22 protein-coding genes are annotated in these 22,159 nt (G+C 69.6%); 10 read left to right on the top strand and 12 right to left on the bottom strand.

The window, feature by feature from the left end:
• Positions 1-9 precede the first annotated feature (9 nt).
• The 3 genes from ACT80S_RS11985 to ACT80S_RS11975 are packed head-to-tail and all read right to left on the bottom strand — an operon-like array spanning position 10 to position 2,104.
• Positions 10-735, bottom strand: a complete 726-nt coding sequence (locus ACT80S_RS11985) for a nitroreductase (protein ID WP_377416005.1) — start codon at positions 733-735, stop codon at positions 10-12.
• A complete protein-coding gene (locus ACT80S_RS11980) occupies positions 732-1,178 on the bottom strand; it encodes an acyl-CoA thioesterase (RefSeq protein WP_377416003.1) in 447 nt (148 codons plus the stop codon). Before ACT80S_RS11980 ends, ACT80S_RS11985 begins: the two co-directional genes overlap by 4 nt.
• Complete coding sequence (locus tag ACT80S_RS11975) at positions 1,175-2,104, bottom strand: histone deacetylase family protein (protein WP_377416001.1); 930 nt, start codon at positions 2,102-2,104, stop codon at positions 1,175-1,177. The genes ACT80S_RS11980 and ACT80S_RS11975 overlap by 4 nt, the downstream gene beginning before the upstream one ends.
• A 188-nt stretch (positions 2,105-2,292) precedes the next feature.
• Here ACT80S_RS11975 and ACT80S_RS11970 point away from each other — a divergent pair, with 188 nt between their 5' ends.
• The 7 genes from ACT80S_RS11970 to ACT80S_RS11940 all read left to right on the top strand — a co-directional run bounded on the left by ACT80S_RS11970 (position 2,293) and on the right by ACT80S_RS11940 (position 12,031).
• Positions 2,293-2,838, top strand: a complete 546-nt coding sequence (locus ACT80S_RS11970) for a phasin family protein (protein ID WP_377415999.1) — start codon at positions 2,293-2,295, stop codon at positions 2,836-2,838.
• A gap of 242 nt (positions 2,839-3,080) precedes the next feature.
• Positions 3,081-4,124 carry an extracellular solute-binding protein gene (locus tag ACT80S_RS11965; RefSeq protein WP_377415997.1) on the top strand — a complete coding sequence of 348 codons (1,044 nt, stop codon included), beginning with the start codon at positions 3,081-3,083 and terminating at the stop codon, positions 4,122-4,124.
• 130 nt (positions 4,125-4,254) lie between these two features.
• Positions 4,255-5,013, top strand: coding sequence for a 3-hydroxyacyl-CoA dehydrogenase (locus ACT80S_RS11960; RefSeq protein ID WP_377415995.1), 759 nt, complete (start codon positions 4,255-4,257; stop codon positions 5,011-5,013).
• Positions 5,014-5,216: 203 nt separating this feature from the next.
• Positions 5,217-6,995, top strand: coding sequence for a gamma-glutamyltransferase family protein (locus ACT80S_RS11955; RefSeq protein ID WP_377415993.1), 1,779 nt, complete (start codon positions 5,217-5,219; stop codon positions 6,993-6,995).
• 40 nt (positions 6,996-7,035) lie between these two features.
• The gene (gene dnaG / locus ACT80S_RS11950) at positions 7,036-9,012 is read left to right on the top strand and encodes a DNA primase (RefSeq protein ID WP_377415991.1); all 1,977 of its coding nucleotides are present in this window, start codon (positions 7,036-7,038) and stop codon (positions 9,010-9,012) included.
• Positions 9,013-9,268: 256 nt separating this feature from the next.
• Positions 9,269-11,683, top strand: a complete 2,415-nt coding sequence (rpoD, locus tag ACT80S_RS11945; RefSeq protein ID WP_377415989.1) for an RNA polymerase sigma factor RpoD — start codon at positions 9,269-9,271, stop codon at positions 11,681-11,683.
• A gap of 129 nt (positions 11,684-11,812) precedes the next feature.
• Positions 11,813-12,031 carry a DUF1059 domain-containing protein gene (locus ACT80S_RS11940; RefSeq protein ID WP_377415987.1) on the top strand — a complete coding sequence of 73 codons (219 nt, stop codon included), beginning with the start codon at positions 11,813-11,815 and terminating at the stop codon, positions 12,029-12,031.
• A 70-nt stretch (positions 12,032-12,101) separates the two neighbouring features.
• Here ACT80S_RS11940 and ACT80S_RS11935 read toward each other — a convergent pair whose 3' ends face one another.
• Together ACT80S_RS11935 and ACT80S_RS11930 are read right to left on the bottom strand one after the other, a co-directional pair.
• Positions 12,102-12,935 (bottom strand): class III extradiol dioxygenase family protein, encoded by an 834-nt coding sequence (locus tag ACT80S_RS11935; protein ID WP_377415985.1) that lies wholly within the window; start codon positions 12,933-12,935, stop codon positions 12,102-12,104.
• 23 nt (positions 12,936-12,958) lie between these two features.
• The gene (locus ACT80S_RS11930; protein ID WP_377415983.1) at positions 12,959-13,324 is read right to left on the bottom strand and encodes a protocatechuate 4,5-dioxygenase subunit alpha; all 366 of its coding nucleotides are present in this window, start codon (positions 13,322-13,324) and stop codon (positions 12,959-12,961) included.
• 86 nt (positions 13,325-13,410) lie between these two features.
• On the opposite strand from ACT80S_RS11930, the gene ACT80S_RS11925 reads away from it, so the two are divergent.
• Positions 13,411-14,322: a LysR family transcriptional regulator gene (locus ACT80S_RS11925; protein ID WP_377415981.1), complete on the top strand. Its 912-nt coding sequence runs from the start codon at positions 13,411-13,413 to the stop codon at positions 14,320-14,322.
• 37 nt (positions 14,323-14,359) lie between these two features.
• On the opposite strand, the gene ACT80S_RS11920 is transcribed toward ACT80S_RS11925, so the two are convergent.
• Positions 14,360-15,274: a helix-turn-helix domain-containing protein gene (locus ACT80S_RS11920; RefSeq protein ID WP_377415979.1), complete on the bottom strand. Its 915-nt coding sequence runs from the start codon at positions 15,272-15,274 to the stop codon at positions 14,360-14,362.
• A gap of 108 nt (positions 15,275-15,382) precedes the next feature.
• Between ACT80S_RS11920 and ACT80S_RS11915 the strand changes: the two genes are divergently transcribed.
• Positions 15,383-16,570, top strand: coding sequence for a cytochrome P450 (locus tag ACT80S_RS11915; RefSeq protein WP_377415977.1), 1,188 nt, complete (start codon positions 15,383-15,385; stop codon positions 16,568-16,570).
• Between the two features lie 11 nt (positions 16,571-16,581).
• Positions 16,582-16,905 carry a 2Fe-2S iron-sulfur cluster-binding protein gene (locus ACT80S_RS11910; RefSeq protein WP_377415975.1) on the top strand — a complete coding sequence of 108 codons (324 nt, stop codon included), beginning with the start codon at positions 16,582-16,584 and terminating at the stop codon, positions 16,903-16,905.
• 1 nt (position 16,906) lies between these two features.
• On the opposite strand, the gene ACT80S_RS11905 is transcribed toward ACT80S_RS11910, so the two are convergent.
• From ACT80S_RS11905 to ACT80S_RS11880, 6 genes are all read right to left on the bottom strand, one after another.
• On the bottom strand, positions 16,907-17,908 hold the full coding sequence (locus ACT80S_RS11905) for an aldo/keto reductase (RefSeq protein ID WP_377415973.1): 1,002 nt from the start codon (positions 17,906-17,908) through the stop codon (positions 16,907-16,909).
• Positions 17,909-17,980: 72 nt separating this feature from the next.
• Positions 17,981-18,928 carry a Gfo/Idh/MocA family oxidoreductase gene (locus tag ACT80S_RS11900; protein ID WP_377415971.1) on the bottom strand — a complete coding sequence of 316 codons (948 nt, stop codon included), beginning with the start codon at positions 18,926-18,928 and terminating at the stop codon, positions 17,981-17,983.
• A complete protein-coding gene (locus tag ACT80S_RS11895) occupies positions 18,925-19,782 on the bottom strand; it encodes a class III extradiol dioxygenase subunit beta (RefSeq protein WP_377415969.1) in 858 nt (285 codons plus the stop codon). The genes ACT80S_RS11900 and ACT80S_RS11895 overlap by 4 nt, the downstream gene beginning before the upstream one ends.
• Positions 19,782-20,171: a protocatechuate 4,5-dioxygenase subunit alpha gene (gene ligA, locus ACT80S_RS11890; protein ID WP_377415967.1), complete on the bottom strand. Its 390-nt coding sequence runs from the start codon at positions 20,169-20,171 to the stop codon at positions 19,782-19,784. The genes ACT80S_RS11895 and ligA overlap by 1 nt, the downstream gene beginning before the upstream one ends.
• Before the next feature lies 1 nt (position 20,172).
• A complete protein-coding gene (locus ACT80S_RS11885) occupies positions 20,173-21,099 on the bottom strand; it encodes an amidohydrolase family protein (RefSeq protein WP_377415965.1) in 927 nt (308 codons plus the stop codon).
• A gap of 36 nt (positions 21,100-21,135) precedes the next feature.
• Positions 21,136-22,119, bottom strand: a complete 984-nt coding sequence (locus ACT80S_RS11880) for a tripartite tricarboxylate transporter substrate binding protein (protein WP_377415963.1) — start codon at positions 22,117-22,119, stop codon at positions 21,136-21,138.
• Between the last annotated feature and the right edge of the window lie 40 nt (positions 22,120-22,159).

Genomic DNA, 22,159 nt, shown 5'->3' with positions numbered 1-22,159 from the left:
GCGCCCCGGTCAGTCCAGCCAACGGGTGAAGGCCGACACCGGCTCGCGCGGCGTGTGGAAGGCGTTCACCGGGGCGGCCTCGTCGGCCCAGCCCAGGGACATGCCGCACACCACCATCTCACCCTCCTTCGCGCCGACATGCGGCAAGATGATCGAGGCGAAGGTGTTCCAGGCGGCCTGCGGGCAGGTGTGCAGGCCGCGCGCGCGGGCGGCCACCATCACGTTCTGCAGGAACATGCCGAAATCGAGCAGCGCGCCCTGGCCCGTGCCCGCGTCGACGGTGAAGATCAGGCCCACCGGCGCGTCGAAGAATCGGAAGTTGCGCTGGTGCTGCGCGTGCATCTTGTCCTTGTCGCCCTTGCCGATCCCCAGCAGGCCATACAGGCCCCAGCCGTTCTCGCGGCGGCGCTCGATGAAGGGCGACTCCCACCTGGGCGGGTAGTAGTCGTAGGCGTCGCGGTACTGCGCGGCCAGCGACGGGTCGGCGGCCAGCGCGTCGTGGGCGGCGCAGACCTTGGCCACCAGGGCGTCGCGGCTGGCACCCTGGAGCACGTACACGTTCCAGCGCTGGGTGTTGGAGCCCGAGGGCGCACGGCTGGCCACCTCCAGGATCGACTCGAGCATCTCGCGCGGCACGGCCCGGGACAGGAAGGCGCGCGCCGAGAAGCGGCTGGTGATCGCGGTGTCGACGCTGCCCGGGTCCTCGACGCGGGTGCTGACTTGGGGAGGGGTCATCGGAGTGTCTCCAGGGTCTCTCTGAGTTTTTCGGGAAGGGGAACCGGCCGGCGCGTGGCCTTGTCCACGTAGACATGGACGAAGTGCCCGCGGGCGGCGGTGAGCGCCGCGCCCTCGGCGAACAGCCCGATCTCGTAGCGTACGCTGCTGCCGCCCAGGCGGGCGACCCGCAGGCCGGCCTCCACCCGTTGCGGGAAGGCCAGCGGCGCGAAGTAGTTGCACTGGGTCTCGACCACCAGGCCGATGGTCTGGCCGTGGTGGATGTCCAGCGCGCCCTGCTCGATCAGGTGGCCGTTCACCGCGGTGTCGAACCAGCCGTAGTAGACGACGTTGTTGACGTGGCCGTAGATGTCGTTGTCGGCCCAGCGGGTGGCGATGGGCCGGAAGGCGCGGTAGGCGCTGCGGGGTTCAGGCTGGGGACGCGGGGCGACAGGCTCGGTCATGTCAGCCGATTCTGCCAGCGGCGCCAGTACTGGGTCGCGACGCGGAAGGTGTTGACCTGGCACTGCACCGTGTCCTCGATGCGGTGGCCGTAGCCGCCCGCCATGGCGAAGGCCAGGGGCACGCGGCGCTGGAAGGCCCAGTCGAAGACGCGCCGGTCGCGCGCCTCCAGGCCGTCCCAGGTGAGCTTCAGGCGACCGAGGCGGTCACCCTCATGCGGATCGGCGCCGGCCAGGTAGATCACCAGGCCCGGCTCGAAGCGCCGCTCCAGCTCACCCAGCGCGCCCTCCAGGGCCTCGAGGTAGGCATCGTCGGCGCAGCCGTCGGGCAGGTCGATGTCCAGGTCGCCCGGCTCCTTGCGGAACGGGAAGTTCTTCTGCCCGTGCATCGACAGGGTGAAGACGGTGGGGTCGCGCCGGAAGATGGCCGCGGTGCCGTTGCCCTGGTGCACGTCGAGGTCGATCACCGCCACCCGCAGCGGCCGCCGGCCGGCCCGCGCCGCCTCCGCCTGCATCAGGCGGGCCGCGACCGCGGCGTCGTTGAACACGCAGAAGCCGCCGCCCCGGTCGGCCAGGGCATGGTGGGTGCCGCCGGCGATGTTGGCGGCCACGCCCTCGCGGAAGGCGGCGCGGCAGGCGCTGATGGTGGCGCCCACCGAGCGGCGGGCGCGTTCGGCCATGGCCTCGCTCCAGGGAAAGCCGATCTCCCGCAGGACCTGCGGATCGACCGTACCGTCCGAGATCGCGCGGATGTAAGCGGGGGCATGGGCCAGGGCCAGCTCGCCGTCGCTCGCCGGCTGGGCCTGCATCAGCCGCACGTCCCCGGCCTCGACGGCCAGGCGGTCGCGCAGCAACTGGTACTTCGCCATCGGGAAGCGGTGCCCCGGCGGCAGGTGCAAGACGAACTGGGTGGCGTAGAACACCTGCATGGCGCGTGATTGTGTCGGCTGGGCGAAATCCGAGGCTTCTAGGCAGGCACTCCTAATTTTGTGCGCCGCAACAAAAAATGCTTGCAAAGCGCTTCGGCCGTCCGCATACTTCGAGCCATGCTGCAGCGCAACAAAGGTGAAGCCAGCGAGCAGCGACCAAGCAACCCATCCACCAGGAGTTAATTGAAATGCTGACCGCCGAACAACTGATCGCTTCCCACAAGGCCAACATCGAGACCCTCTTCGGCCTGACCTCCAAGGCCTTCGAAGGCGTCGAGAAGCTGGTCGAACTGAACCTGACCGCCTCCAAGGCCGCCCTGGTCGAAGCCGCCGGCACCACCGCCGCCGCCCTGTCCGTCAAGGACGCCCAGGAGCTGCTGGCCCTGCAGGCCTCCCTGTTCCAGCCCCTGGCCGAGAAGGCTGCCTCCTACAGCCGTCACCTGTACGAGATCGCCTCCGGCACCAGCGTCGAGTTCGGCAAGGCCTTCGAAGCCCAGGCCGCCGACACCCAGAAGAAGTTCATGTCCGTCGTGGACAACGCCGCCAAGAACGCCCCGGCCGGCAGCGAGACCGCCGTCGCCATGTTCAAGAGCGCCGTTGCCGCCGGCAACAACGCCCTGGAGTCGGTGCAGAAGGCCGTCAAGCAAGCCGCCGACGTGGCCGAAGCCAACTTCAACGCCGTCGCCAACACGGCCGTGAACGCCGCCAAGACCACCAGCCGCGCCAAGCGCTGATCGATCGCACCGGGCCCGCCAGGAACTTCCCGGCGGTGCCTGTTACAGAACACGTGACTCCTGTCCTTCGCGGGAGTCCTTCAGGTTGTCTCCTCGGGTCCTTTCGACACCTCCAAGGTTCAGGGATCCTTCCAACCCCGGCCCTCCAGCCGGGGTTTTTTTATGTGCAGCCCGGGAATTAATGCGAATAATTCTCGTTTGCCTTATGATCCGGCCAGCCTGAACCATCCACGAGGAACCCGATGCCCCGCCATGCCCTTGCCGTCGCCGGCCTGATGCTCGCCGCCGCCCTGCCCGTCCAAGCCCAGGACCAGGTGCTGAACCTGTACTCGGCCCGCCATTACTCGACCGACGAAGCGCTCTACGCCAACTTCACCAAGGCCACCGGCATCCGCATCAACCGGGTCGACGCCGACGACGCCGGCATCCTCGCCCGCCTCAAGGCCGAGGGCGCCGCCTCCCCGGCCGACGTGATCCTGCTGGTGGACGCCGCGCGCCTGCACAAGGGCGAGGTGGACGGCCTGTTCAAGCCGGTCAAGTCCAAGCTGCTGGACGACGCCATCCCGGCCCAGTACCACGCCCAGGCCACCGCCGAGGGCACCGCCTGGTACGGCTTCTCCACCCGCGCCCGCGTGGTGGTCTACGACAAGCTCAAGGTCAAGCGCGAGGACGTCGACACCTACGAGGAACTCGCCGACGCGAAGAACAAGGGCAAGGTCTGCCTGCGCTCCGGCTCGCACCCGTACAACCTCTCGCTGTTCGGCTCGGTGATGGTGCACCTGGGCGAAGCCCAGACCGAGCAGTGGCTCAAGGGCCTGGTGGCCAACCTGGCGCGCGACCCCAAGGGCGGCGACACCGACCAGATCAAGGCCGTGGGCGCCGGCGAGTGCCAGGTCGGCGTGACCAACACCTACTACATCGCCCGCCTGATGCGTTCCAACGCACCCGAGGACAAGGCGCTGATGGAGAAGGTCGGCATCGTCTTCCCGAACCAGGCGTCCTGGGGCACGCACCTGAACATCGCCGGCGGCGCCGTCGCGAAGCACAGCAAGAACCCCACGGCCGCGGTCCGATTCCTCGAGTACCTGGCCAGCGCCGAGGCGCAGAACTACTTCGCCAATGGCAACAACGAGTGGCCCACCGCCAAGGGCGTGAAGGTGGCCAACCCCGCCCTGGCCGCCATGAGCGGCGGCGGCAACTTCAAGGCCGAGACCATCCCGCTGGCCGCGGTGGGCGCCAACCAGGTCAAGGTGCAGCAGATGCTGGACCGCGTCGGCTTCAAGTGAGTTCGCGCGAGGCGCCCCGCGCGCCTGCCTGACGGGGCCCGGCCATGCCGGGCCTTTTTCATTTCCGGATCCACCCGCATAATCTGACGTTTACGTAAACGTCAAATCAAACCGAGACAAGGGGCATTCCATGGACATCAAGGGCAAGGTCTTCATCGTCACCGGCGGCGCGTCGGGGCTGGGCGAGGGCACGGCGCGCATGCTCGCCGGCGCCGGCGGCACGGTCGTCATCGCCGACATGCAGGCGGACAAGGGCGAGCAGATCGCCCGCGAGATCGGCGGCGCCTTCGTCAAGTGCGACGTGAGCAGCGAGGCCGACGGCCAGGCCGTGGTGGCCCAGGCCCTGTCCCTGGGCAAGCTGATGGGCCTGGTGAACTGCGCCGGCATCGCCCCCGCCGAGAAGACGGTGGGCAAGAACGGCGCCCACAGCCTGGCCGTCTTCCAGAAGGTGATCAACGTCAACCTGGTGGGCACCTTCAACATGATCCGCCTGGCCGCCGAGGCCATGTGCCGGAACGAGCCCGAGGCCACCGGCGAGCGCGGCTGCGTGATCAACACCGCCTCCGTCGCCGCCTACGACGGCCAGATCGGCCAGGCCGCCTACAGCGCCTCCAAGGGCGGCGTCGTCGGCATGACCCTGCCCATCGCCCGCGACCTCTCGCGCAACGGCATCCGCGTGATGACCATCGCCCCCGGCATCTTCGGCACGCCGATGATGTTCGGCATGCCGAAGGAGGTGCAGGACTCGCTGGCTGCCGCCGTGCCCTTCCCCTCGCGCCTGGGCACCCCGCAGGACTACGCCAAGCTGGCCCGCCACATCTTCGAGAACGACATGCTCAACGGCGAGGTGATCCGCCTCGACGGCGCGATCCGCCTGGCGCCGCGCTGAGCCTGCCCCTGCGATGCGCCCCCCAGGCTGTCCCGCGGCCGGAGCGCCCTTCGGCCGGGCAGGCGCTGCCCTGGCCCGAGCGGCGGCATCCGCCGCGGCCGCCCGCCCGTGAGCCCGCCCGTGAGCCCGCCCGTGAGCCCGCCCGTGAGCCCGCCCGTGAGCCCGCCCGTGAGCCCGCCCGTGAGCCCGCCCGTGATCGCACCGTGAAGGCCCGCCTGAGCGCCCTGCTGGCCGCGGCATTGCTCGCGGCCTGCACCCTGCCCTCGCCCGTCCCGCCCGTCGAGGCGAGCGCGCCGGAGGCGCCTTCGGCCCTGGTGGCCAAGGCCGGCTGGACCCTGCGCACCCACGCGGTCGCGGCGGCGCACCCGCTGGCCGCCGAGGCCGGCGACCGCCTCCTGCGTGCCGGCGGCTCCGCGCTCGATGCCGCGATCGCGGCGCAGATGGTGCTCGCCCTGGTCGAGCCCCAGTCCAGCGGCATCGGCGGCGGCGCCTTCCTGATGCACTGGGACGGCCGCACAGTCGAGGCCTACGACGGCCGCGAGACCGCCCCCGCGGCAGCAGACGAGCGCCTCTTCCTCGATCCCGAGGGCCGCCCCCTCGCCTTCCCCGACGCCGTGGTCGGCGGCCGCGCGGTCGGCGTACCGGGCGCGGTCCGCATGCTGGAGATGGCCCACCGCGCGCACGGGCGGCTGCCCTGGGCCCGGCTGTTCGAGCCGGCCATCGCACTGGCCGAGGGCGGGTTCCCGGTCGGCGAGCGCCTGAACACGCTGCTGCGCGGCGACCCCCACCTGCGCCGGGACCCGGCAGCCGCCGCCTACTTCTATGACGGCGGCGGCGCGCCCCTCGCCACCGGCGCGCTCCTGCGCAACCCGGCGCTGGCCGGCGTGTTCCGCCGCCTCGCCGCGGAGGGCTCGAAGGCCCTGCACGAGGGCGAGATCGCGCAGGCCATCGTCGACAAGGTGCGCGGCCACCCCACGAACCCGGGCCGGCTCACGCGGGCCGACCTCGCCGGCTACACGCCCCGCCAGCGCGAGCCGCTGTGCCACGACCATGCCGCGGGCGGACGCGAGTGGCGCATCTGCGGCTTCCCGCCCCCGGGCTCCGGCGCGATCGCGATCGGGCAGGTGCTGGGCCTGCTGGCCCGCACCGGCGCGGGCACCCAGCCGCCGCAGGACGGCCTGCCTTCGGCCGACTGGCTGCACCTGTACACCGAGGCCGCGCGCCTGGCCTTCGCCGACCGCGCGCAGTACGTGGCGGACCCGGACTTCGTCGCGCCGCCCGCCGGCGACTGGCGCAGCCTGCTGGCACCGGCCTACCTCGACGCCCGAGCCCGCCTGGTCGGTCCCCGCAGCCTGCGCGAGGCGCCGCCCGGCCGCCCCGGCGGCGTTCCCACCGCTTTCGCGCCCATGCACGACCAGCCCGAGCGCGGCACCACCCACCTCAGCGTGGTCGACGCGCAGGGTCGCGCGGTCGCCCTGACTTCGACCATCGAGGACCAGTTCGGCGCGCGCCAGATGGTCCGCGGCTTCCTGTTGAACAACGAGCTGACCGACTTCAGCTTCCTGCCCGCCGACGCCCAGGGCCGCCCCGTCGCCAACCGGGTGGAGCCGGGCAAGCGCCCGCGCTCGTCGATGTCTCCTACCCTGGTGTTCGACAAGGCGAGCGGCCAGCTGGCGGCCACGCTGGGCAGCCCGGGCGGCGCGATGATCATCCACTACACCGCCAAGGCCCTGGTCGGCACGCTGGACTGGGGCCTGGACCCGCAGCGGGCCATCGACCTGCCCAACTTCGGCTCGGTCGGCGGCCCCACCCTGCTCGAGGCCGGCCGCTTCCCCGCCGCCACGGTGCAGGCCCTGCGCGCGCGCGGCGCCGAGGTCCGCGAGGTGCCCCTGACCAGCGGCCTGCACGCCCTCAGCCGCACGCCGGCCGGCTGGTCCGGCGGGGCCGACCCGCGCCGCGAGGGCGTGGTCCGCGGCGACTGAGGACCGCCGGCCCCGCGCCGGGGCACAATCGCCCCTTCGCATGGCCATCCCCGAGTCGTTCATCCAGGAATTGCTGGCACGTGCCGACGTCGTCGAGATCGTCGGCCGCTACGTGCCGCTGAAGAAGGCCGGGGCCAATTTCTCCGGCCTGTGCCCGTTCCACACGGAAAAGTCCCCTTCGTTCACCGTCAGCCCCACCAAGCAGTTCTTCCACTGCTTCGGCTGCGGCAAGCACGGCAACGCCATCGGCTTCCTGATGGAGCATGCCGGCATGGGCTTCGTCGAGGCGGTCAAGGACCTCGCCGGCCAGTACGGCATGCAGGTGCCCGACGACGACCGCTCCCCGCAGGACCGCGAGCGCGCCGCGCAGCAGCGCCAGAAGCAGGCCACGCTGACCGAGGTGCTCGAGAAGGCCGGCGAGTCCTACCGCAAGCACCTCAAGGCCTCGCCGCGGGCGGTGGCCTACCTCAAGGGCCGGGGCCTCTCGGGCGCGGTCGCCAAGCAGTTCGGCCTCGGCTATGCGCCCGAGGGCTGGCGCAGCCTGGCCAGCGTCTTCCCCGACTACGACGACCCGCTGCTCGCCGAGAGCGGCCTGGTGATCGTCCACGAGGAGGACGACAAGCGCTACGACCGCTTCCGCGACCGGATCATGTTCCCGATCCGCAACGTCAAGGGCGAGTGCATCGGCTTCGGCGGCCGGGTCCTGGGTGACGAGAAGCCCAAGTACCTGAACTCGCCCGAGACCCCCGTCTTCAGCAAGGGCCGCGAGCTGTACGGCCTGTTCGAGGCGCGGCAGGCGCTACGCGAGAAGGGCTTCGTGCTGGTCACCGAGGGCTACATGGACGTGGTGGCCCTGGCGCAGCTGGGTTTTCCCAACGCGGTGGCGACGCTGGGCACGGCCTGCACCACCGACCACGTGCAGAAGCTGTTCCGCTTCACCGACAGCGTGGTCTTCAGCTTCGACGGCGACGCCGCCGGCCGCCGCGCCGCGCGCAAGGCACTGGAGGGCGCCCTGCCCTATGCCACCGACGTGCGCTCGGTGAAGTTCCTGTTCCTGCCGCCCGAGCACGACCCGGACAGCTACATCCGCGCGCACGGCGCCGACGCCTTCTCCCGCTACGTCAGCGAGGCCACGCCGCTCTCTCGCTTCCTGGTGGACAGCGCGCGCGAGGGCTGCGACCTGTCCACCGCGGAAGGCCGCGCCCACATGGCGGCCAACGCCAAGCCCCTGTGGGGGCTGCTGCCTGACGGCGCGCTCAAGCGCCAGCTGCTCGGGGAGTTCGCCGATCTCGCGGAACTCGATGCCCGCGAGCTGGCCGCCCTGTGGAGCGGCAAGCCCGCGGGCGGCCGCCGCGAGGGCGGCGGGCGCGGCGAACGCCGCGGGGGCTGGGAGCGGCACGAGCCCGCCGAGTACGACGGCCCGGGTGACTGGCCGGGTGAAGGCGCCGGCGGGTGGCACGGCGAGCCGTCGGCAGACGGGTCCGGTGAACGCGGCGGGCGCAGCGCGTCCGGCGGCGAACGCTCCGCCTGGCGCCGCAAGGGCCGCCGCGGCGGCGGGGGCGGCTTCGGCGATGAGCCGGCGCCGCGCCGCACGCGCGGGCGCAGCCTGCCGCCGGGCCGGGCCGACCGGGCCCTGCAGATCCTGCTGGCCGACGCCGCCGCCTGGGGCCGCCTGTCCAATGACGACCACCACCTGCTGTGCGAGCTGGCCGCGCCCTACGGCCCGCTGTTCGCTTGGCTGGACGCGCGCATGCAGGACCACGGCCCGCAGCCCTGGGAAGACCTGCGCGGCGAGCTGCAGGGGCATGAGCACGAGGCCTTCGCGGTCAGCCTGATGGGCAAACTGCCGGCCGATGTGCAGGCCGACCCGGGCGAGCTGGGCAACATCCTCTCGCTGGAGCACGCCAAGCGACGCGCCGAGGAGATGCAGGACCTCGCCCAACGGGCCGCCACCGACCCCGCCGCCTACGAAAGATTGAAGGAGCTGGTGGCGCGAAGCCGCAACCCGGGCGCTTGAAAACGCCCCGCTCCGATATAATGTAAGGTTTGCTACTCGGCAAGAGCGACAGCAGCACCTCCGGGCCCGGCCAACTGTGCCAACAGCGCACGACCCGCCCCCTTACCGCAAGGACTGCACACCAAATGTTCGCCCTCCCATCTTGCCACTGGGTCGCGCCTGCCCGCTGAGGGGTGGTGCCCCCTGTCTCCTCGCGCCGGGTTCGTGGCGCGCTTGTGTTCCTGCCGTTGTTTTTGATGTCCCGGAGTATTCGTAGATGCCCGCTCAAAAGTCAGCCCAAGCCAGCAAGACTGCCGCGAAACCCGTTGCCAAGAAAGTGATCAAACCTGGCTCGCCAGCCGCCAAGACCGCGCTGAAGTCCGTCGCCGAGACGGGCAAGGCCAAGGCCGCTGCCGAGCCCGCAACGAAAGCGAAAGCCAAGCCAGTGTCAGCTACGAAGACCACCGTCAAGCTCGTCAAAGCCAAGAAGACCACCGACGAGGCGGTCGCCAAGGAAGAGGTCAAGAAGACCGCCAAGGCCGCCGCGCCGGCCGACGATACGTCCGCCGCCCCGGTCGCCAAGAAGAAGCCGGGCCGCCCGCCCAAGGCCGCCGCCGCCGAATCCGACGCGCCTCCCAAGGCTCCCGCCAAGCGGGGCCGCAAGCCCAAGGCGGCCGCCAAGGCCGAGGGCGGTGACGAGGAGGACATGTCCGACATCGAGGCCGAGTTCGCCGAGGAAAGCACCGAAGTCGCCGAGACGACCGAGAAGGTCAAGCCCCTGCGCATGAAGATCAGCAAGGCGAAGGAACGCGCCTTGATGAAGGAATTCGGCCTGGACGAGACCGTCCTCACCGAAGAGGAAATGCTCAAGCGCCGCCAGCGCCTGAAGACCCTGATCACGCTGGGCAAGACCCGCGGCTACCTCACGCACTCCGAGATCACCGACCACCTGCCCGAGAAGCTGGTGGAGGCCGAGACCCTGGAAGTCGTGGTCACCATGCTGAACGACCTCGGCGTGGCGGTGTACGAGCAGACGCCCGACGCCGAGATGCTGTTGTTGAACAACACCACCCCGACGGCGGCCACGGCTGAAGAAGCCGAGGAAGAGGCCGAAGCCGCCCTGTCCACCGTGGACAGCGAATTCGGCCGCACCACCGACCCGGTGCGCATGTACATGCGCGAGATGGGCACGGTGGAACTGCTCACGCGCGAGGGCGAGATCGAGATCGCCAAGCGCATCGAGGGCGGCCTGATGGCCATGATGGAGGCGATCTCCGCCTCGCCCGCCACCATCGCCGAGATCCTGCGCATGGCCGCCGAGATCCGCGAGGGCAAGGTGGTCATCTCCACCATCGTCGACGGCTTCTCCAACCCCAACGAGGCCGACGACTACGTGGCCGAGGAAGACTTCGACGAGTTCGACGCCGACGACGATGACGACGGCAACGGCGGCTCCAAGGCCCTGACCAAGAAGCTCGAGGAGCTGAAGAACCAGGCGCTCGAGCGCTTCGACCGCATCGCCGACCTGTTCGAGAAGATCCACAAGATCTACGACAAGGAAGGCTGGGGCTCGCCCGCCTATGCCAAGGCCCAGCATGCGCTGTCCGCCGAGCTGATGACCATCCGCTTCACGGCCAAGACCATCGAGAAGCTGTGCGACATGGTGCGCGGCCAGGTCGACGACGTGCGCAAGAAGGAGCGCGAGCTGCGCCGCATCATCGTCGACAAGTGCGGCATGCCGCAGGAAACCTTCATCAAGGAATTCCCGCCCAACATCCTGAACCTCAAGTGGGTCGAGAAGCAGGCCGCCGCCGGCAAGCCCTGGAGCGCCGTGATCGCCCGCAACGTGCCCCCGATCCAGGAGCTGCAGACCAAGCTGGCCGACATCCAGGCCCAGGTCGTGGTGCCGCTGGCCGAGCTGAAGGAAATCAACCGCCGCATGAACGAGGGCGAGGCCGCCTCGCGCGACGCCAAGAAGGAGATGATCGAGGCCAACCTGCGCCTGGTGATCTCCATCGCCAAGAAGTACACCAACCGCGGCCTGCAGTTCCTGGACCTGATCCAGGAAGGCAACATCGGCCTGATGAAGGCGGTGGACAAGTTCGAATACCGCCGCGGCTACAAGTTCTCCACGTATGCCACCTGGTGGATCCGCCAGGCCATCACCCGCTCGATCGCGGACCAGGCCCGCACGATCCGCATCCCGGTGCACATGATCGAGACCATCAACAAGATGAACCGCATCTCGCGCCAGCACCTGCAGGAGTTCGGCTTCGAGCCCGATGCGTCCATCCTGGCGGCCAAGATGGAGATCCCCGAGGACAAGATCCGCAAGATCATGAAGATCGCCAAGGAGCCGATCTCGATGGAAACCCCCATCGGCGACGACGACGACTCCCACCTGGGCGACTTCATCGAGGACACCTCCAACACCGCGCCGATCGAGGCCGCCATGCAGGCCGGCCTGCGCGACGTGGTCAAGGACATCCTCGACAGCCTCACCCCGCGCGAGGCCAAGGTGCTGCGCATGCGCTTCGGCATCGAGATGAGCACGGACCACACGCTGGAGGAAGTCGGCAAGCAGTTCGACGTCACCCGCGAGCGCATCCGCCAGATCGAGGCCAAGGCCCTGCGCAAGCTCAAGCACCCGAGCCGCTCGGACAAGCTGCGCAGCTTCATCGACTCGCTCTGACCGGCCAGCACGGTGCGAGACAAAGGGACCTGCGGGTCCCTTTTTTCATGGCCGCCGCGCTTGAAGCGGGGGCTCGGCCGGCCTATCGTGGATCGTGGCGAATTTCCATCGCCGCAGGCAGGAGGTCCCATGACCCGCAAGTACGTCGACTGCCGGGAGTACCCGAGCGACATGCACTGCACCGTGTCCATCGTCGCCGACTCCGACCCCGAGTTGCTCGAGGCCGCCGTGCAGCACGCGGTATCGGTGCATGGCCACCAGGACACGCCGGAGCTGCGCGAGCAGCTCCGGCAACTGTTCAAGGCCGGCAACCCGCCGCTGGAGCATCCGCACCCCGAACATGCATGAGGCCGCTCGAAGCGGCCCCATGACTTCAGCCCCCGCGGGCCGCCTCCCGGCCGGCCCGCACAGGGACGGCTTACACCGCCTCGAGCGCCATCATGCCCGCCGCCGTATTGGAGATCGGGATGTGGTAGTTGGTGTGCACCTTGCGCACGGGCCCCGGCACCGCGGCGCGGGTGGCCAGCCACATCAGCAGCTCCACGCCCTGCGTGCCGGTCTTCTCCACCAGCTCGTGGATGGAGAACTGCGTGGCCCAGGCCGGGTCGTTGACCAGGCTGTCCATGAACTTCAGGTCGAAGGGCTTGTTGATGAAGCCGGCGCGCTCGCCATCGAGCTGGTGCGACAGGCCGCCGGTGCCGATCACCACCACCTTCTTGTCGCTGTCCCAGGACTGGATCGCCTCGCCCACCGCCTTGCCCAGCGCCAGGCAGCGCTTGGCCGACGGCAGCGGGAACTGCACGGTGTTGATGCACACCGGCACCGTGGTCACCGGCACGCCCTCCGGCCAGAACAGCTTGAGGGGCAGCGTGAAGGCGTGGTCGACCAGCATCTCCTGGCAGGTGGTGATGTCGAATTCCTTCTCCACCAGCTGGTTGATGATGTGCCAGGACAGGTCCGGCTGGCCCTTGAACGGCGGCAGCGTGGGGATGCCCCAGCCCTCGTCGGCATTGCGGTACTCCGGCGCCGCGCCGACGGCGAAGGTCGGCATCTTGTCCAGGAAGAAGTTGAGGCCGTGGTCGTTGTAGAACACGACGGCCACGTCGGGCTTCACGTCCTCCAGCCACCGGTGGACCGGCAGGAAGCCATCGAAGAAGGGCTTCCAGTAAGGCTCCTGCTGGATGCCCTTGGCGATGGCGCCGCCGATGGCGGGCACGTGGGAGGTGGTCAGTCCACCGATGATCTTGGCCATGTGAATTCCTTCGGGGTGGCGCCTCAGGCGGCGAGGGTGTCGGGTTGCTCGTTGTGCTTGACCAGCATGGCCTTGAAGGCCTCCTTGGTCATGCCGGTCTGGGCCGCGCCCAGGTCCTGCACGTCCAGCTTCAGGATGCCGGCGAACTTGGCCAGGTAGTAGACGTTGCCGCCGGCGGCCAGCAGGCCCAGCACGTCGCGGTTGCGGATGGCGGCGGCCTGCTGCTCGTTCAGGCCGTAGCGGCGCATGTAGCCGGCCTCGTCGGCGCGGAAGGCCTCGCGGTTGGCTTCGTCGTTGAACGAGAAGCACATCTTGTTCAGCGCATAGCCCTTCTGGGCCTGGTCGCCGTCGAACAGCGTGGTGCCGGGAATGGCGGGTTTCGTGGACATGAAGTCTCCTGGCCGTTGATGTAGGTCAGGGATGGAGTCTCGGCCGGCGGATACAAAAGATAAACCGATGACTTCTCATCAAACACATGAACAAGATCGATGGATCGGACCTTGACGGCCGCCTGCTCGAACTCCTGCTGGCCGTGCTCGAGGCCGGCAGCGTCACCGGCGCGGCGCACCGCCTGGGCGTGACGCAGTCGGCGGTGAGCCACGGGCTGGACCGCCTGCGTGCGATCACGGGGGACGCGCTGTTCGTGAAATCCGGGCGCGGCATCGTGGCCACCGCGCGGGCCGAGTCGCTGGCGCAGCCGGCGCGCGAGCTGCTGGGGGCGATGCAGCGCTTCGCCCTGCACGGCGCCTTCGAGCCGGCGCGCTGGCAGGCCACGCTCACCATCGCCGCCAACGACTTCCAGCGGGACCTGCTGCTGCCGGCCCTGGCCGCGCGCCTGCGGGCGCAGGCGCCGGGGGTGTCGCTGCGCGTCATCCCCTCGGGCGTGCCGCGGCTGGAGATGCTGCGCAACGACCAGTGCCAGCTGGTGATCAGCCCGCGCCCGCCCGAGGGCAGCGACATCCTGCAGAAGCGCCTGTTCGAGGACCGCTGGCGCGTGTTCTATGACCCCGCCGTGCGCCAGCCGCCGAAGTCCCGCAAGGACTACCTGGCCGCCGACCATGCCACCGTGGTCTACGAGCCGCGACGGGGGCTGGACCTGGACCAGCGCCTGGAGGCCGCCGGCGTGCAGCGGCGCATCACGGTCATGGTGCCGCAGTTCAGCGCCCTGCCCGCCTTCCTGCGCGGCACGCCCCTGCTGGCCACCGCGCCGGGCCTGCTCGCCCCGCACGCGATGCAGGGACTGGCCAGCTGCGAGCCGCCGGTGCCCTGCCCCCGCATGCCGATGTACGCGCTGTGGCACGCGCGTCACCAGCAGGACCCGGCGCACCAGTGGCTGCGGGCGCAGCTGGAATCGGTGGTGGCGCCGGCGCTGCGGCAGCCTCCGTGACGACGGCCAGGTGCGGCGCGGGTGCCCGCAACCACGCTCAGGCGCCGGCCTGGTGGGCCTTGCGCCAGCGCTGGGGCGTGAGCCCGGTGCGGCGCTTGAAGAACCGGTTGAAGTAGGCCGGGTCCTCGAAACCGAGCTCCGCGGCCAGCGTGGCTGCCGGCGCGGCGATGTAGGCCAGGCGCCGGCAGGCCTCGCGGGTCAGGCGCTCGTGCACCACCTCCAGCGCGCTGCGCCCGGCCTCGGCACGCACCAGCCGGTTCAGGCGGGCGGTGGACAGCCCCAGCCGCGAGGCGTAGCGCGCCAGCGGCCAGCGCTCCTGGAAATGCGCCTCCACCAGCAGCGTGAAGCGGGTGAACAGCGCCTGGTTGCGCCAGGTCGCGTCGTCACCGGAGCGCGGCGTGCGCACCTGGGCCTGGGCCAGCCGCCAGGTGACGGCGCGGGCCAGCCACTGCACCACTGGCGAGTCCGGCGCGCCGGGTGCGGTGAATTCGGCGCCCAGCGCGTGCAGCAGCGCCTCCAGCCGGTCGGCCGCCTCGCCCGGCTCGAAGCGCACCACGCCGGCCGAGGAGAACAGGTCGCGGAAGGCCTCGCCCGCGGGCTGGAAGTCGCCCTCCAGCAGGAAGCGCGGGCTGAGCGTGAGCACCGTGCCGTCGGTGCCCGGCGCGAAGCGGAAGCCGTGCACCACGCCCGGCGGCACCACGATGGCCGCCGGCCCCTGCACCGCCTCGCGCTGCGCATCGAGCACCACCTGCGCGCCACCCTGCGCGATCCACACCACCTGGTACAGGCCCTGGTGGACATGGGTATCGATCTCCCAGCGGTACAGCCGGCTGCGCGATTGCACCGCCTCCACATGCAGCAGCTCCTGGCCGGGCCCCGCGAGGGGCTCGCCGTAAAGTGCAAACGTGGGGACCTGCAGCCGGGGCGTCCCCTTGGACCGTGCCGTCGACATACCCCGACTCTGGACGAAAAGTGCAATTTCGCCCACCGGTTTGTGCAGTGCGCTTGCGGTGGATCAACCCTAAAGTCGCCGTGGATTCCAGCCCCACAGGAGACAGTCATGTTGACCAGTACCTTCCGATTCGACCCCTACTCCCCGCAGGTCGATGCGGACCCCTTCCCCTTCTACAAGCGCATGCGCGACGAGTTTCCCTGCTTCTGGAGCGAGGAAGCCGGCATGTGGGTGCTGTCCCGGCACGCAGACATCATCAGCGCGCTGCAGGACTGGCAGACGTATTCGTCCGCCTCCGGCAACCTCATGACCGAGCTGCCGGGCCGCGCCGGCGCCACCCTGGGCAGCTCCGACCCGCCGCGCCACGACCGCCTGCGCGCCCTCGTGCAGCATGCCTTCATGAAGCGCAACCTCGAGGCCCTGGCCGAGCCGATGCGCGCCATCGCCCAGGCCGCGGCGGCGGAGATCAGCGGCGCGCAGACGATCGACTTCAAGGACTTCTCCGCCCGGTTCACCGTGCGCGTGCTGATGGCGGCCCTGGGCCTGCCGACCGGCGACGAGGCCCTGGTCCCCGAGGAGACCGTGCGTGACAACGCGGTGCTGATGGTCCAGAGCGACCCGGTCACCCGCACCAAGGGCCCCGAGCACCTCGCCGCCTTCGAGTGGATGCGCAACTACGCCGCCCAGGTGATCGCGATGCGCCGCGCCGCGCCGCGCAACGACCTGATCAGCCACTTCAGCTTGGCCGAGATCGACGGCGACCGGCTCGACGAGCGCGAGGTGCTGCTCACGACGACCACGCTGATCATGGCCGGCGTGGAATCGCTGGGCGGCTTCATGATGATGTTCGCCCTGAACCTCGCCGACCACCCGCAGGCGCAGGCCGCGGTGGTGGCCGACCCGGAGCTGCTGAAGGACGCGATCGAGGAGAGCCTGCGGTTCAACACCTCGGCCCAGCGTTTCCGCCGCCGCCTGATGAAGGACGTGGAACTGCATGGCCAGGTGATGAAGGCCGGCGACTTCGTCTGCCTCGCCTATGGCAGCGGCAACCGCGACGAGCGCGTCTTCCCCGACCCGGACCGCTACGACATCGGCCGCAGGCCGCGCGGCCACCTGGGCTTCGGCGGCGGCGTGCATGCCTGCCTGGGCACCTCCATCGCCCGTATGGCCTGCAGGATCGCCTTCGAGGAATTCCACAAGGTCTTCCCCGCCTACCGCCGCGTCGACGAGACCCTGTCGTGGATGCCGTCGTCCACCTTCCGCAGCCCGCTGGTGCTGCGCCTGGCCCGCGCCTGAGGAGCTGCCCCATGACCACCATCCGCTACATCGAGGCCGACGGCCGCGAGACCGCCGTCGACGTCACCGACGGCTGGAGCCTGCTGCAGGGCGCGATCAAGGGCAACGTCGAGGGAATCCTCGGCGAATGCGGCGGCTCGTGCACCTGCGGCACCTGCCACTGCTACGTGGACGAAGCGCGCCTGGGCGAGCTGCCGCCGCCCTCGGCCAACGAGGAGGAAATGCTGGGCTTCGTCGTCGCCGAGCGCCGGCCGAACAGCCGCCTGGCCTGCCAGGTCAACTGCGTCTCCGCGTTCGAGGGGCTGATGGTGCGCCTGCCCGAGACGCAGGAGTGACTCAGAACTCCTCGGTGTCGACCTCGGTGCGCCCCTGCTGCGGGTAGCGGTTGCCGGTGACGGTGGCCTCGCAGATGTGGGCCTCCAGGCGGGCGATGAGGCCCGCATCCAGGCGCACGGCGGCCGCGTCGAGGTCCTCCTTCAGGTGGTCCAGGCTCGTGGTGCCGGGAATCGGGATGATGTCCTCGCCCTTGTGCAGCAGCCAGGCGATGGCCAGCTGCGCCGGGGTGCAGCCCGCCTCCTGCGCCAGCGCCCGGTAACCCGGCATCAGCCGCAGGTTGGCGGCGTAGTTCTCCGGCGTGAAGCGCGGCATGGCCTTGCGGATGTCCTTGGCGTCCAGCGTGGCCACGTCGTGCAGCGTGTCGCACAGGAAGCCGCGGGCCACCGGGCTGAAGGCGACGAAGGCGACGCCCAGCTCGCGGCAGGCGTCGAGCACCGCGATCTCGGGGTTGCGGGTCCACAGCGAGTACTCGGTCTGCAGGGCGGTGATGGGGTGCACCGCGTGCGCCTTGCGCAACGTGGCGGCCGAGACCTCGGACAGGCCCAGCGTGCGCACCTTGCCCTCCTCCACCAGCCGGCTCATCTCGCCCACGCTGTCCTCGATGGGGACCTTCTTGTCCCAGCGGTGCAGGTAGTAGAGGTCGATCACGTCGGTCTGCAGGCGGCGCAGGCTGTCCTCGCAGTTCCTGCGCAGCGTCTCGGGACGGCCGTCGATCACGCGGCGGGTCACGCCGTCATCGCCGGCCACGCCGGCCATGCCGCCCTTGCTGGCGAGGGTGAAGCGGCTGCGGTGCGGCTTGAGCACCTTGCCGACCAGGGTCTCGTTGGCGCCGAAGCCATAGAGGGCGGCGGTGTCGAACAGGGTCACGCCCTGGTCCAGCGCGGACAGCAGCACGCGCGCGCCCTGCTCCTCGCCCGGGGGCACGCCATAGGCGTGGCTCAGGTTCATGCAGCCGAGGCCGATTTCGCTGACCTCGAACGGGCCGATCTTGCGGTTCTTCATGGAGTCTCCAAAACGAAAAGGCCCGCGGCGCCAGGAGCGCCCGCGGGCCGACATCTCACGGGCAGGCCCGCATCAAAGCAGCTGCTGCTCCAGCTGGTGCAGCACCTCGTAGCAAGGCAGGACCTTGGCCACGCTGGAGTTGGGCTCGCGGCCTTCCTTGATGGCGGCGAAGAACTCGCGGTCCTGCAGCTCGATGCCGTTCATGGACACGTCGACCTGGGACACGTCGATCTTCTCCTCCTTGCCATTGAACAGGTCATCGTAGCGCGCGATGTAGGTGGCGCTGTCGCCGATGTAACGGAAGAAGGTGCCCAGGGGGCCGTCGTTGTTGAAGGACAGCGACAGCGTGCAGATGGCGCCGTTCTCGGCCTTCAGCTGGATGCTCATGTCCATGGCGATGCCCAGGGTCGGGTGGATCGGGCCCTGGATCGCGTTGGCCTTCACCACCTTGCTGCCGGTCTGGTACTGGAACAGGTCCACGGTGTGGGCGGCGTGGTGCCACAGCAGGTGGTCGGTCCAGGAGCGCGGCTGGCCGGCGGCGTTCATGTTGGTGCGACGGAAGAAGTACGTCTGCACGTCCATCTGCTGGATGTTGAACTTGCCGGCGGTGATCTGCTGGCGCACGTACTGGTGGCTGGGGTTGAAGCGGCGGGTGTGGCCGCACATGGCCACCAGACCGGTTTGCTTCTGCAGCGCCACGACGTCCTGGGCGTCCTTCAGGCTGTCGGCCAGCGGGATCTCCACCTGCACGTGCTTGCCGGCCTTGAGGCAGGCGATCGACTGGGCGGCGTGCATCTGCGTGGGCGTGCACAGGATGACGGCATCGACTTCCTTGATCGCCAGGGACTCGTTCAGGTCCGTGGTGATGTGCTTGATGCCGTACTTGTCGGCGACTTCCTGGGTCTTCGCCAGGTCGCGGCTGATCAGGGAGACGACTTCGACGCCGTCGATGTTCTTGATGCCGTCCAGGTGCTTGATGCCGAACGCGCCGGCGCCGGCCAGGGCTACTTTGATGGTCATTGTTGTTCCTCGAGGATCAGGTGGCCCACGGCGGTGTTCGACGCGGGGACATGGTAGAAGCGGTGCAGGGTCTTGGGCGGCTTGCCGCCGGCCAGGTCGCCCATCGCGCCGCGCGCGATCAGCCACATGACCAGCTCGATGCCCTCGGAGCCGGCCTCGCGCACATAGTCGATGTGCGGCACGTCGGCCAGGCCCTCGGGGTCGGCGATCAGGCGGTCCAGGAAGGCGTTGTCCCACTCGCGGTTGATGAGGCCGGCGCGCGGGCCCTGGAGCTGGTGGCTCATGCCGCCCGTGCCCCAGATCTGCACATTGAGGTCCTGGTCGAAGGACTCGACGGCCTTGCGGATCGCCTTGCCCAGTTGCAGGCAGCGGCGGCCCGAGGGCACCGGGTACTGCACCACGTTCACCGCGAACGGGATGATCTTGCAGGGCCACTCCTTGGGCTGGCCGAACATCAGGGACAGCGGCACGGTCAGGCCGTGGTCCACGTCCATCTTGTTCACGATGGTGAGGTCGAAGTCCTGCTGGATCACCGACTGCGCGATGTGCGAGGCCAGCTCCGGGTGGCCATGGACCATGGGCACGGGGCGCGGGCCCCAGCCCTCGTCGGCCGGCGTGAACCGGTCGGCGGTGCCGATCGCGAAGGTGGGGATGAAGTCCAGGCTGAAGGCGGTGGCGTGGTCGTTGTAGACGAGGAAGACCACGTCGGGCTTCTGCGCCTGCTCCCACTGCTTGACGAAGTCATAGCCCGCGAAGACGGGCTTCCAGTAGTCCTCGTGCGACTTGCCCAGGTCCAGCGCGGCGCCGATGGCGGGCACGTGGGACGAGTAGACGCTGGCGGTGATGCGGGCCATTATTTTTTCTCCCCAAGGTAGCGGTTGCCTTCGGGCGAGCGGCCACCCTTGATCATCATGTTGCGGTATTCCTCTTCGCTCATGCCGGTCATGGAGCCCGCCATCTGCTGGAAGCTCTTGCCGTCGGTGGCGCCGATCTTGGCGAGGAAGTAGATGTTGCCGCCCAGGGCGATGCAGCGGTTCAGGTCGCGTGCGAGCACGGCCAGCTTCTGGTCCTCGGTCATGGCCCACTCGTCGAGGTAGGCGCGCTCGTTGGCCTTGAACCGCTCACGGTTCTCGGCCTTCATGAGGGACATGCAGAACTGGTTCAGCCAGTAGCCCTTGCGGCTCTGGTCGGCGTCGAAAATGGTCGTGCCGGGCACGTCCAGGTAGGGTTTGTCGAGGGACATCTCAGTCTTTCCAGTACAGGCGCATGGGATTGTCCACCAGCAGCTTGCGTTGCAGTTCCTCGGTGGGCGCGATGTGGGGGATGAAGTCCACCAGCAGGCCGTCGTCGGGCATGTGGTTCTTCAGGTTCGGGTGCGGCCAGTCGGTGCCCCAGAGCACGCGGTCGGGGAATTCCTCGACCACCTTGCGGGCGAAGGGCACGACGTCCTTGTACGCGGCCTGCTCGCCATCCAGGGCGGCCGGGCCGGTCACCGAGAGGCGCTCCGGGCAGGAGACCTTGCTCCAGACGTTCGGGTGCTGGCGCATGAACTTCAGGAACAGCTCGAACTCGGGGCCGTCGATGGGCTTGCTCACGTCGGGGCGGCCCATGTGGTCCACCACCACGGTGGTGGGCAGGGCGGTGAAGAAGTCCCACAGCTCGGGCAGGTCCACCGCTTCGAAGTAGATCACCACATGCCAGCCCAGGGGGGCGATGCGGGCGGCGATCTCCATCAGTTCGTCCTTGGGCGTGAAATCGACCAGGCGCTTGACGAAGTTGAAGCGCACGCCGCGCACGCCGGCGGCGTGCATGTCCTGCAGCTCATGGTCGGTGACCGAGCGCTTCACCGTGGCCACGCCGCGGGCCTTGCCGTCGGAGTGCACCAGCGCGTCGACCAGGGCGCGGTTGTCGGCGCCGTGGCAGGTGGCCTGCACGATCACGTTGCGGGCGAAGCCCAGGTGGTCGCGCAGGGCGAACAGCTGCTCCTTGCTGGCGTCGCAGGGCGTGTACTTGCGCTCGGGGGCGTAGGGGAACTGCGCGCCCGGGCCGAAGACGTGGCAGTGCGCGTCGACCGCGCCGGCGGGCAGCTTGAACTTGGGCTTGCTCGGGCCTTCGAACCAGTCGAGCCAGCCGGGGGTCTTCGTGAAATCACCGGTAGTGGGTTTGCTCATGGGAGTCTTCCTGCAAAGGATCAATGAATCGTCGGGTCAATCGGGCTTGATCTGCGCCTCGCGCACCAGGCGCTCGTAGCGCTGGCGCTCGCTGCGGATCAGGCTGGCGAACATCTCGGTGGAGCCGGGGATCACCTCGCCGCCCACCTGGGTCATGCGGTCACGCACTTCCTGCGTGGCCAGGGCCTTCTGCACCTCGGCATGCAGGCGCGCGATGACGGGCCTGGGCGTGGCCGCCGGGGCCACCAGGCCGTACCAGACCGAGGCCTCGAAGCCGGGGAAGCCGGACTCGGCGATGGTGGGCGCGTCGGGGAAGATGGCGGTGCGGTTCGGGCTGAGGACGGCCAGCACCTTCAGGCGGCCGCTGCGCACATGGGGCTGCACTTCCAGCGCGTTCACCGCCACCAGCGGCAGCTGGCCGCCGATCACGTCGGTGATGGCGGGCGAGCCGCCGCGGTACGGCACGTGCTGCAGCTTCACGCCGGCGGCGCGCTCGAACAGTTCCACCGCCATGTGCGGCGTGGAGCCGTTGCCCGGCGAGGCGTAGGCGATGCCGCCCGGCTTCGCCCTGGCGGCCTCGATCATGCGGGCGATCGTGGTGTAGGGCACCGAGGCGTTGGCCGCGATCACCACCGGCACGCGGCCGACCAGCGACACCGGCGCGAGGTCGCGCTCGGGGTCGAAGGGCGCGGGCTGGTAGAGCGAGGGGTTCGCCGCCAGGGCGTTGGCGGCCATCATCAGCGTGTACCCGTCGGCCGGCGCGTCGATCACCGACTTCACCGCGATGTTGGTGCCGGCGCCGGGCTTGTTCTCGATCACGAAAGGCTGGCCCAGGCTGCCCGAGAGGCTCTGGCCGATGGTGCGCGCCACCGCGTCGACGGCGCCGCCGGCGGCGTAGCCGACGACCACCTTCACCGGCTTGCTCGGGTAGGCCGGAGCCTGGGCGAAGGCCGTGCCAGCCAGCAGGCCGGCGGCCGCCAGGGCCTGGCCGAAGCGGCGCCGGGTGGGGAATGCGTTCATGGAGTCTCCTTGTCGTCGTGGCCGCGCGCCGGGCGCGCGG

The sequence above is a fragment of the Ramlibacter sp. MAHUQ-53 genome, assembly GCF_052600055.1.
Note: the sequence above shows the minus strand (reverse complement) of the source record. Positions and strands in the feature narration are given on the sequence as shown.